This window comes from Arcticibacterium sp. (genome assembly GCF_055134445.1).
Genome location: NZ_JBSRVI010000111.1, coordinates 1 through 11,770, shown reverse-complemented (window position 1 = coordinate 11,770; position 11,770 = coordinate 1). Strand labels below are relative to the sequence as shown.

At 38.9% G+C, this 11,770-nt stretch carries 12 protein-coding genes and 1 pseudogene; all 13 read left to right on the top strand.

Features of this window, described 5'->3' with window-relative positions:
• Nucleotides 1-1,341: ATP-binding protein (locus ACTBZY_RS14625; RefSeq protein WP_463047083.1), on the top strand; the 1,341-nt coding region annotated here is incomplete at its 5' end.
• Between the two features lie 194 nt (nt 1,342-1,535).
• Nucleotides 1,536-2,033, top strand: a pseudogene (locus ACTBZY_RS14620) (2,3-bisphosphoglycerate-dependent phosphoglycerate mutase).
• A gap of 404 nt (nt 2,034-2,437) precedes the next feature.
• Complete coding sequence (gene atpD / locus ACTBZY_RS14615) at nt 2,438-3,847, top strand: F0F1 ATP synthase subunit beta (protein ID WP_463047082.1); 1,410 nt, start codon at nt 2,438-2,440, stop codon at nt 3,845-3,847.
• Nucleotides 3,848-4,234, top strand: coding sequence for a F0F1 ATP synthase subunit epsilon (locus ACTBZY_RS14610; RefSeq protein WP_463047081.1), 387 nt, complete (start codon nt 3,848-3,850; stop codon nt 4,232-4,234).
• 4 nt (nt 4,235-4,238) lie between these two features.
• Nucleotides 4,239-4,523 (top strand): AtpZ/AtpI family protein, encoded by a 285-nt coding sequence (locus tag ACTBZY_RS14605; RefSeq protein WP_463047080.1) that lies wholly within the window; start codon nt 4,239-4,241, stop codon nt 4,521-4,523.
• A 19-nt stretch (nt 4,524-4,542) separates the two neighbouring features.
• Nucleotides 4,543-4,851, top strand: coding sequence for an N-ATPase subunit AtpR (locus ACTBZY_RS14600; protein ID WP_463047079.1), 309 nt, complete (start codon nt 4,543-4,545; stop codon nt 4,849-4,851).
• Nucleotides 4,841-5,515, top strand: a complete 675-nt coding sequence (locus tag ACTBZY_RS14595) for a F0F1 ATP synthase subunit A (RefSeq protein WP_463047078.1) — start codon at nt 4,841-4,843, stop codon at nt 5,513-5,515. The genes ACTBZY_RS14600 and ACTBZY_RS14595 overlap by 11 nt, the downstream gene beginning before the upstream one ends.
• Before the next feature lie 28 nt (nt 5,516-5,543).
• On the top strand, nt 5,544-5,813 hold the full coding sequence (locus ACTBZY_RS14590; RefSeq protein ID WP_463047077.1) for a F0F1 ATP synthase subunit C: 270 nt from the start codon (nt 5,544-5,546) through the stop codon (nt 5,811-5,813).
• A gap of 9 nt (nt 5,814-5,822) precedes the next feature.
• Nucleotides 5,823-6,578 (top strand): F0F1 ATP synthase subunit delta, encoded by a 756-nt coding sequence (locus ACTBZY_RS14585; protein ID WP_463047076.1) that lies wholly within the window; start codon nt 5,823-5,825, stop codon nt 6,576-6,578.
• Nucleotides 6,579-6,581: 3 nt separating this feature from the next.
• A complete protein-coding gene (locus tag ACTBZY_RS14580) occupies nt 6,582-8,132 on the top strand; it encodes an alternate F1F0 ATPase, F1 subunit alpha (RefSeq protein WP_463047075.1) in 1,551 nt (516 codons plus the stop codon).
• On the top strand, nt 8,132-9,010 hold the full coding sequence (locus tag ACTBZY_RS14575; RefSeq protein ID WP_463047074.1) for a F0F1 ATP synthase subunit gamma: 879 nt from the start codon (nt 8,132-8,134) through the stop codon (nt 9,008-9,010). The genes ACTBZY_RS14580 and ACTBZY_RS14575 overlap by 1 nt, the downstream gene beginning before the upstream one ends.
• A gap of 186 nt (nt 9,011-9,196) precedes the next feature.
• Entirely contained in the window at nt 9,197-10,189 is a 993-nt protein-coding gene (locus tag ACTBZY_RS14570) for a 2-hydroxyacid dehydrogenase (protein WP_463047073.1), read from the top strand.
• 170 nt (nt 10,190-10,359) lie between these two features.
• On the top strand, nt 10,360-11,770 hold a 1,411-nt coding region (gene glgP, locus ACTBZY_RS14565), incomplete at its 3' end, for an alpha-glucan family phosphorylase (protein ID WP_463047072.1).

The following is an 11,770-nucleotide window of genomic DNA, read 5'->3' as shown; positions in this document are numbered from 1 at the left end:
GATCCAAAACCTCGTTTAATGGGTGTGGGGAAAGAATTAACTGCTAAACGAAAAGATGGTAGTGAGTTTCCAATTGAGGTTAGTTTAAGCCCACTTTACAAAGGCGAAGGTGATACCATTATTTTAGCTACAATTCGGGATATCAGTGAGCAAAAAAGAATTTCTGAAGAATTACGAGAAAGCAAAAACAAAGCTGAAATAGCGGCGAAAATAGCAGAATCTGCATTGGAGTCGAAACAACAATTTTTGGCAAATATGAGCCATGAAATTCGTACGCCTATGAATTCAATTATAGGTTTTACAAAAGTGATAATGAAAACCGATTTATCGGAAAAACAAAAAGAATATCTAAAAGCTATAAAATCAAGCGGGGATACGCTTATTGTTTTAATTGACGATATACTCGACTTGGCAAAAGTGGATGCTGGTAAAATGACATTTGTGCAGAAACCCTTTGAAATGAGGGCTTCACTAACCACTGTGCTTCATTTATTTGAAATAAAAACGGAGGAAAAGAATTTGGAGTTAGTACAAGAATTTGATGAAAGAATTCCATTAATTTTAGTGGGTGATTCTGTACGTTTTCATCAAATTATCATGAATTTGGTAGGCAATGCAGTCAAGTTTACCTCAAAAGGTACAATTAACGTAAGCGTAATCTTGATTAATGAAGACGACCACATGGCCACAGTGGAGTTAACGGTAAAGGATACAGGTATAGGAATAGCGGATGACAAACTAGCAGATATCTTTGAAAACTTTCAACAAGCAAGCCACGACACGTCATATTTATACGGAGGTACGGGCTTAGGCCTTGCCATAGTAAAGCAATTGGTGGAAAAACAGGGAGGTACATTGAATGTAAAAAGCAAAATAGGCGAAGGTTCAACATTTGGGTTTACGCTAAGTTTTAAAAAAGCCAATACGGATGAAATAATAGAGCCCGTAATAGCAAGTTCGGAGCCACATCTAAAAGATTTTAAAGTACTGGTTGCTGAAGACGTTGCTTTGAATCAATTATTGATTAGAACAATATTAGACGATTTCGAATTTACCTGCGATATTGCTAGTGATGGTAAAATTGCCATCGAAAAACTAAAAACAAATGCATATGATATTATTTTAATGGATTTGCAAATGCCCGAAATGAATGGTTTTGAAGCAACAGCTTACATACGCAACACGCTTAAGTCTACCATTCCTATTATTGCCCTAACGGCAGATGTAACCACAATGGATTTGGCAAAATGCAAAGCCATAGGTATGGATGACTACATTGCAAAACCCATTGACGAAAGTCTTTTATACCAAAAAATGGTTGGTTTATTACTAAACAATTAAACACGCATAACATGAACAATTTTTTCAGAACAATCATAGCAGGCTATGGAGCCAAAAAACTAGGTGGAGGCTGCTTGTCAACGGTCTTAATTTTTATCGTAATTTTTGTGGCACTCAAGCAGTGTAGTTAAAGATATACGCTATTCTATATGAAATATTTACCTACAGAAATCATCAACAAAATGGATTAAATATTGTCAATCCTAATTATTCTTCGCCATGGGCAATCCACTTGGAATCTTGAAAACAGATTTACTGGTGAAGTTGACATTGACCTTACTCCACAAGGTGAAGTGGAAGCAAAACACGCAGGTATTTTGCTGAAAAACTATAAAATCGATCTTGCTTATACTTCTGTTTTGAAGTGAGCTATTCATACTTTAGCCATAGTGATGAATGAAATTGACAAAAAAATACCCGTTTTCAAGTCAAAAGCACTCAACGAAAGAAATTATGGCAAATTACAAGGATTAAACAAGGCCAAAACTGAAAAGAAATTTGGTGTGGATCAAGTGCATAAATGGCGAAGAAGTTTCGAAGTTCGACCGTCCAATGGAGAAAGCCTTAAAGATACATTTGACAGAACCGTTTCATATTATCTTAAAGAAATAGAACCACAACTAAAGGCCCATCAAAATGTTCTCATCGTGACTCATGGCAATAGCCTTAATGATGTATTTGGAACAGATTGACGAAAAAAAATAGTAGATATCACACTCGCGACAGGGATATTTAGCGTCTATAAATTTAACTCTGAAATGAAATTGCTCAACGTTCAGTATTTGTCTTAATTTTCAGACTAGTTAATTTCTCAAGAAGAAAATAATCTGATAGCAAGAGGACGGTAGTCTGCCGAGACACTTTATCTACAGTTGAGTGCAAGCCAATAACTTGCCACAAAACTTCTACAAACCTCAAGGATAACTTATCCCTGAAAACCTGTGATATATGTAATTCTTAATTGCGAATGTGTAAGCGATTCATATCTGACATTCATCAAATTGCAGCAGGGTTTAAAAGCATTATTTCAAACTGGAAAAAGAAGTATCTGATACTTTGAAATGACAAATCCTACACATTACACCCGAACTAGAATTTGAAAAGTGAATTAAAAATAGGCAAGATCATCAGCATTCGTGGAAGTGTGATTGACATTGGATTTGAAGACTATTTGCCTTCCATTAATACCTTGCTTCATACGGGAAAAGATAAAAACGTTGCTATTGAGGTGTTGGCACAGCTCGATGCTAATCGAGTGCGAGGCATAGCATTAAACACGACACAAGGACTATCACGAGGCATGCGGGTAGAAACGGAGGGCTTACAATTGACAGCTCCTGTCGGAAAGAATATTATGGGAAGGATGTTCGATGTTTTTGGAAACACCATCGACCATCAGGGAGAGCTAAAGGATGTAAAATGGAAAAACATTCATCAATCGCCCCCTTCCTTGGCCGAAAGATCAACCAAGTCAGAAGTGTTTCTTACTGGGATTAAAGCGATAGATGTTCTTATTCCTCTTGAGCGTGGAGGAAAAGCCGGTCTCTTTGGAGGGGCTGGTGTAGGTAAAACGGTTTTACTCACGGAGATGATCCACAATATGGTGGGTCACAATAAAGGGGTGAGTATGTTCTGCGGTATTGGAGAACGGTGCCGTGAGGGGCATGAACTTTACCACGATATGAAGGCTGCGGGTGTCTTAGACAATATGGTAATGCTTTTTGGACAGATGAATGAGCCGCCCGGAGCACGTTTTCGTGTGGGGCATGCAGCTTTGACCATGGCGGAGTATTTCCGAGATGAGGAGCATAGAGATGTTTTGCTGCTGATTGATAATATTTTCCGTTTCATTCAGGCTGGTATGGAAGTGTCTGGCTTAATGGGTCAAATGCCTTCCCGTTTAGGTTATCAGCCTACTTTGGGTACGGAATTGTCGCAGCTGGAGGAACGCATAGCCAATACTAAAACGGGAGCAATCACTTCGATTCAGGCGGTATATGTACCTGCAGATGATTTAACCGATCCTGCGGCAGTGCATACGTTTTCTCACCTTTCTGCTTCTATTGTGCTTTCCAGAAAAAAAGCCAGCGAAGGCCTTTATCCAGCCATTGACTTGTTACAGTCCAATTCAAAAATGGCCACTCCGGGAATTATTGGTAAAAGACATTACGCATTAGCACAAAAAGTAAGAGGGACACTGGCACAATACGAGGAATTAAAAGACATCATTGCCATGCTTGGGATGGAGCAGCTGTCCACAGAGGATCACAATACCGTGAATAGAGCACGGCGTTTAGAACGATTTCTTACACAGCCTTTTTTCACCACAGAAAAATTCAGCGACATAAAAGGAAAAGAGGTTAGCTTAGAAGAAGCCTTGGATGGCTGTGAGCGTATACTTGCCGATGAATTTAAAGACATTCCAGAAAGTGCTTTTTATATGATAGGAACCATTGAAGAAGTCCTGTTGAAAAAAGAAAAAGAAGTGGTATTGGACGAAAACTAAATGGCGATGACACTCAAAATATTACTCCCATTTCGTGTATTCGCTGAGGTAAAAAATGTCAGCAAGATAGTTTTGGAAACGCTTGAAGGCTCATACGGTCTTTTGCCACAGCGATTGGACTGTGTCGCTGCGTTGATTCCAGGAATATTATCCTACGAGTCGGACTGTGTACATTACGTGGCAGTGGATGAAGGAGTACTGGTGAAAGCCGGAAATGAAGTGTTGGTATCTGTTCGCAACGCTATTAGTGGTGTCGATTTAGAAAAACTACACGAATTAGTAGAAAAGGAGTTCAAGCAGTTGGACGAAAGAGAACAAAATACACGTTCAGTTATAGCAAAACTAGAAACGAGGCTCATGCTACAACTTGGGAAATTTAGTGAATAACAAAATGGAGCCACGAGATACAAAAAACAACACCACTTTTAGTGAAAAGATAGCCGAAAAAGCCAGGCTAAAAAAAAAGGCACAAGAAAACAAGGAAAGTGCTTGGTCAGGATTGAGGATGTTTGGACTTGTAGGCTGGTCTGTGGTGGTGCCCACAATAGGTGGTGCCTTTTTGGGTGCATGGTTAGACGCCGATTACCCGCAATCATTCTCATGGACCTTGAGTCTTTTAATAGTTGGGCTCTTAGCAGGGTGTTTGATGGCCTGGAAATGGCTTATAAAAGAATAACAATAAATTATTAGAAAAAATGAATGACCTAACATTTATCGTATTTGCTTTTTCGGTCGGAATCACCATGGGCTTTCTTTTTTTCGGAGGATTATGGTTCACCATTAAAAATGCGGCCTACTCTAAAATACCTGCTTTATGGTTTTTCGGAAGTTTGACCTTGCGATTAGCAATCGTTTTAACCGGATTTTATTTCGTCGGTGCAGGCAATTTTGTACGATTGATTGTATGTTCCTCAGGATTTTTTATCGCTCGATTTATGGTCATTCACTTCACTAAAAAATACGATTTGAGACAACAAAAAACAGAGAAGACTTATGTGGCTTAGTCCCGATGAAACAGTTTTTTGGTCGTATGGGATTGTATCAATCAATCTCACGCTAGTAATGACATGGGCCATCATGTTGTTGTTGGTGTTTACATCCTTTTTGGTCACGCGAAAATTAAAATCAACAATTCAAATTTCTCGTTGGCAGTGTTTTCTTGAAATAGTTGTGACAGGAATTAACGGTCAAATAAAAGAAGTAGGACTACAAAAACCAGAGAAATACATTTCGTTTATTGGTACATTATTTCTGTTTATTGGGGTCGCCAATATATTAATAATTATCCCTTGGTATGAACCCCCTACAGGTTCGCTTTCCACTACGGCAGCATTGGCCATTTCAGTGTTACTAGCGGTACCATTTTTTGGGATCAAGGAAGTTGGACTTTGGGCTTATCTGAAATCGTATTTATCACCAACGTTCATTATGCTTCCGTTTAACATCATCAGTGAAGTTTCAAGAACATTGGCTTTGACCATACGCTTATTTGGGAACATCATGAGTGGAGGCATGATTGTCGCCGTTTTATTGAGCGTTTCTCCTTTTATTTTCCCTGTTATTATGACAACGCTTGGTCTATTAACCGGCTTAGTACAAGCTTATATTTTCAGTATTCTGGCAACCGTTTATATCGCTGCAGCGGTGACGAAAGAAGATAAATCATAACAAAAAACTAAATTAAAGAAAGTTTAAAATGGATAGTTTAACACTTATTGGTATCGTTTCTATTATTACTGCAGGTCTTACCACTGGAATTGGGTGTATGTTTCCGGCCTTGGCCGAAGGCAAAGCCGTTTCCAATGCTTTGACATCAATTGCTCAACAACCAGATGCTGCCCCAACCATTACGCGAACATTATTTGTGGGTTTGGCGATGATTGAGTCTACCGCAATTTATTGTTTTGTGGTTTCTATGATTCTCATTTTTTCCAATCCATTTTGGAATTATGTAATTGCACAATAAGTTAATAATATGGAAGTCAACTGGTTTACTGTAATTGCCCAAATACTCAATTTTTTCTTATTGGTATGGCTGCTCAAACGTTTTTTGTACAAGCCTGTCTTGGAAGCTATTAGTAAAAGGGAGAATAAAATCAAAGCCCAATTAAATGATGCCGAAGCTACAAAAGTAGTCGCATTGAAAGAGCAAGAAAACCTCAAACAGAAGAACTTGACTTTTGATGAGGAGAAAAAGGCGATCATGGAGAAGTATATTTCCGAATCTAAAGCTAAGGGTACAGAACTTTTAGAATCCGCTAGAACCGAAGCGGAAGCTCTGAAAATACAGTTAGAAAAAGCGGCCAAAGAAAAACAAAAGGATAGGAATGCTGCACTTGTTCATAAAATTCAAGATGAAGTGTTCGCTGTTTCCAGAAAAGCACTTTCCGACCTTGCTTCGGCAGATCTAGAAGTACAGGCGACCACGGTTTTCATGAATCGTTTAAATGATTTGAAAGGTGATAAACTAAATGAATTCAAAGATGCTTTCAAAAATGGCAACATTTCATTGCGAAGTGCCTTCCAGCTTCCGAAAGAACAACAAAAACTGATTAAGGAACGGGTGAATGCATTGCTAAAAACAACCGCAACATTTAAGGTTGAAGTCACTCCTGAATTGATTGTTGGCATTGAGCTGAGTACAGGTGAATACAAACTTTCATGGTCTATTGAAAGCTATCTGAATACACTTGAAGAACACGTTCTAGAAAAAGCAACCATCTTATCCTAAGCTATGCCTATAAACGACACTGAAACTAGCATTCTAAATGCTTTTAAACTACTTCACGAAACTAGAGAAAGTCACGAGTTTGCCTTTACTCCTCGTGAAGTGGGAACCGTGGTCAGTGTATCGGCAGGAATTGTCAAAGTCTCAGGTCTTCCTGGAGTTGGCTTTGAAGAATTGTTGAAATTTCCGAAGAACATTTTCGGCATCGCCTACAATATTGACGAGAAGGAAATTGGCGTAATCTTATTAGGCGATGAATCCATGTTAAACGTTGGCGATGAAGTCATACGCACAAACCGAGTTATGGATATTCCTGTAGGTAATGCATTGATTGGCAGAATTGTAAACCCCTTAGGAGAACCACTCGATGGTCAAGAAGCACTGATAGGCACAGAACGCTTGCCCATAGAACGTCCAGTTACACCAATCATGGATAGAGCTGCTGTGACCGTTCCCTTTCAAACAGGGATAAAAGTAATTGATGCACTAATTCCTATTGGCAGAGGGCAGCGTGAACTTATTTTGGGTGACCGTCAAACGGGTAAATCGGCCATTGCCCTTGATGCCATTCTAAATCAGCAAGGAAAAGATGTCATTTGCGTATATTGTGCCATTGGTCAGCGGGCGTCATCGGTAGCTAAATTCATTGCCCACCTTAAAGAAAAAGGAGGACTGGAATACACCATAGTGGTAGTAACAGAAGGCAACGACCCGCCGGGGCTCAAGTACATTGCCCCTTACGCAGCAACAAGTATTGCTGAATATTATATGGAACAAGGGCGGGATGTATTGATTGTCTATGACGACCTCACACATCATGCAAGAGCCTATCGTGAATTGTCATTACTTTTAAGAAGACCACCGGGACGAGAAGCCTTCCCTGGAGATATCTTCTATATCCATTCCAGGTTATTGGAAAGAGCAACACATTTGAGTGAAGCACTTGGTGGTGGTTCATTAACAGCATTACCGATTATAGAAACGGAAGCTCAAAATATGTCCGCTTATATTCCTACCAATCTCATTTCTATCACGGATGGTCAGATTTATCTTTCTCCAAAACTATTTGAGTTGGGGATCTTACCGGCCGTTGATGTTGGAAAGTCTGTTTCGCGGGTTGGAGGAAAGGCACAATTGCCGGCTTACCGCTCCATCACTGGCAATCTTAAATTAGCGTATGCCCAATTCGAAGAGTTAGAAAACTACGCCCGTTTTGGTACCCGACTAGATGAAGCTACCAAAAAAACCATAGATCATGGTAAACGCATACGTTCTTGGTTGATTCAACAAGAATTACAACCGATGTCTGTAACTGAACAAATTGTAGTACTGTTAGCCTTAACAAATGAATTTTTCGATACGGTTCCAATTCATAAAATTCAGGAGGTAGAAAAACGCTTAGGAATAGGTAGTCAAAAACTTCCTATTGAAGTATTTGAAAGGCTGTCTTCAACTGATAAATTAAACGAGGAAGACAAAAACACTATACTGAAACTAGTGGAGCGGATAGTTTCGCCTTTTCAGGAAAAACCAACCACTAACGAAACTAATAACTGATGGAAACGCTAGCTGATATACGAAGAAAATTAGTTGGGGCAGAAGATCTCAAATCTGTAGTGCGTACCATGAAAGCTATGGCCGCTTCTAATATTGGACAATATGAGCAAGCTGTAAGTGCTATATCAGATTATAACCGTACCGTATCGTTGGGTCTCCTGGCTCATTTAATAAAAGGCACAGAGCATCAAAACCCGACTAAAAATAACCATAAAGCGACCTGTGCCATTGTGTTTGGGTCAGACCAAGGACTTGTGGGGCAGTTTAATAATACTTTGGCCGATTTTGTAACCAATCACCTGAATAAAATACAAGGAGAAAAAACAATTTGGGCAGTTGGTGAACGTGTGAAATTAGTGTTGTTAGATCAGGGATATATGGTTACTAAAATCTTTCCCGTCCCTAATTCGGTAGATGGAGTGACACCTCTGGTTAGTCAATTATTGATAAAAAGTGAAGAGCGTATGGCGGCAAATCAGATCGACCATTTCTATGTTTTTCACAATAAGCCCAATAACAGTGGTATAGGTTATTCGCCAGTAGTGAAACAATTACTGCCTTTAGACCAAAATTGGAAAACGGATATATCGAAGCAAGTGTGGCCTACAAAACTGTCGCCTCAAGTTGCAGGAGGAGAGCAATCTACCCTGTTGGCTTTAATTCATGAATATCTATTTGTTTCCCTCTTTGGTGCAAGTGCAGCTTCATTGGCCAGTGAAAATGCCAGTCGACTGCTGGCCATGCAGCGGGCAGAGAAAAATATTGGAGAACTAATGGAAAGTTTAAACCGCAAATTTCATAGCATCCGTCAAGCTTTGATTGATGAAGAGCTTTTTGATGTGGTATCCGGGTTTGAAGCACTTAATGATGAGAGCTAATAAACACGGAAAATGGATTTTTCGAAACAAAAACTGTTTCAAAAAATTGGTGCTCCAAAAAATAACATCAGTAAACCAAAGTCTTAACACACTTCAAAAACAAGTAAAAACTAGGTTTCCATGTCAGACTGCAGTTTAAAAAAACACTTTGGATAAATTTAATGTAAAAATCGATTAAGTAAAGCTATGAAAACAGCCTTTTTTAGTACACACCAATTTGAATTAGATTCGATTGTAAAAGCCAATAACAACAAGCACGAGCTGCTTTTGTTAGAAGAAACGCTTTCTGAATATTCCGTCAAGCTTGCCCTTGACTGCAAAGCCATTTGCATTTTTGTAAGCGATAAAGCAAGTGCACCAATTCTACAAAATTTATCAGATTTAGGAATTGAATATATTGCTTTGCGTTCGGCTGGCTATAATCACATAGATTTAAAAGAAGCCAAAAAGCTCAATATAAAAGTAGCTCGTGTGCCAGAATACTCGCCATATGCCGTAGCCGAACACGCCATTGCATTGATGTTGGCTTTGAATAGGAAATTGGTTCATGCCCATAATCGTATCAATGAGCTCAATTTCTCGCTTAACGGACTCACAGGTTTTGATATGCACGGCAGAACCGTTGGCATAATCGGTACAGGTAAAATTGGCAGCCAAGTGGCGAAGGTTTTACACGGTTTTGGTTGCAAAATTTTAGCTTATGATAAAATTGAAAATGAATCCTTGAAAACAGATTTTGGTGCTACATATGTGGCATTAGACAAGCTTTGTAGTCAATCTGATATTATTTCACTCCACCTACCTCTCACTGAAACTTCAAAGCACATTATCAATAAAGCTAGCATTGAAGGGATGAAAAAAGGAGTAATGCTCGTTAATACCAGCCGTGGTGGTTTGGTCAATGCGAAAGATGCTGTCGACGCCCTAAAAACTGGACAAATTGGTTATTTCGGAATGGATGTTTATGAGGAGGAAGAAGGGTTATTCTTTGAAGACCACTCACTTGATATTCTTCAAGATGATACCATAGCTCGTTTAATGACCTTTCGGAATGTCTTAATTACCAGTCATCAAGCATTTTTAACCGAAACTGCTTTGACAAATATTGCCGAAACTACCATCAAGAATTTAGACTCTTTTGAGCAAGGTATTTTAAGTGGGAATGAATTGAATATTTAAACGAGATTAGCATAGCGGTTTACCCTGAGTAATGTCGAAGGGTTCTAGCGATTGAGTTTAAATGGGTTTACGAACTGATTTGAAGCAATTTTGCTACAGTCCCGACAAAATCGGGAGGTTTTCAAATGAATAAAGCGGGTTTAAGTTTTTCATTCTAATAAATAGAAATTATGTCGTTAACAGAAACAAAAGCTATAGTCTCTAAATACCTATCGGTACAGCCAAATCAAAAATTGGTTACCTATTTATCTATGGAGTTTGCAATAGATCAATGCCTCAAAATATATTCGGGAGGATTGGGATTTTTGGCGGGTTCTCATTTTCGTAGTGCGTATGAACTTAATCAAAACATGATTGGGGTTGGTATTTTATGGAAATATGGGTATTACGACCAAACACGCGATGCAGACAACTGTATGCAAATAAGTTTCATCAAAAAAGAGTATTCATTCTTGATAGATACTGAAATAAAATTTCAAATAACAGTTAATGAACATCCAGTGTGGGTCAAAGCTTGGCTTTTACCTCCAGATACATTTAGGACTGCCCCATTGTTTTTATTAAGTACTGATTTGCCAGAAAACGATTATTTATCACAAACCATAGCCGAGCGATTGTATGCACCAAACGATCTTTCGCGTATTGCAGAGTCTATATTATTGGGTTCAGGAGCTCATAAATTAATGAAAATGCTTGAGATTGAGCCAGATGTATGGCATCTGAACGAAGCCCATGGTTTACCATTAATCTATGGTTTACATCAAGAATACAATAATTGGGATGTCGTCAAACAAAAAACTGTTTTTACCACACATACACCCGAGCAGGCCGGGAACGAACGAAGACCTTTGGAACAACTTTGGAAAATGTCCTTCTTTTGTGGGGTTTCTTGGGACGAAGTATATAAAGCAAGCTATATCGAAAATGGGATTTTTAGCTATACCGAAACGGCATTAAAGTGCACCCATAAGCAAAATGCGGTGTCCAAACTTCATGAAAAAGTGTGTAAGGAAGACCTTTACAAGCACCTATTGGGCGAGATGAATATGACGGCCATAACCAATGCACAAAACACCAATTATTGGCAAGACTTACCATTAAAAGAACTTTTGCAATCGAATGATAACGCTGGGATTGTCAATCGTAAAAAAGAATTAAAAGCTGCATTGTTTAAAATAGTAGCTGACCAAACAGGCAAAATATTTGACCCAAACGTATTAACAATAGTTTGGGCACGCCGATTTGCCGGCTATAAAAGAGCATGGTTATTATTGAAAGATTTAAAACGTTTTAATGAACTGACTAACAGAACCAATGAACCTATACAGGTAATTTGGGCTGGCAGGCCCTATCCCTCTGCTCAAGGAGATATTGATTTATTCCATCGACTTGAACAAGAAACAAGAAATAATAAAAGAGCTGCTGTACTTACGGGTTATGAATTGGAATTATCAGGTTGTCTTAAGAAAGGCTCAGACGTTTGGTTAAACACCCCCCGTTATTTGCATGAAGCCTCAGGTACATCTGGGATGACGGCCGCTATGAATGCCTCGGTAAATCTAAGCAGATCGGAAGAGCGTC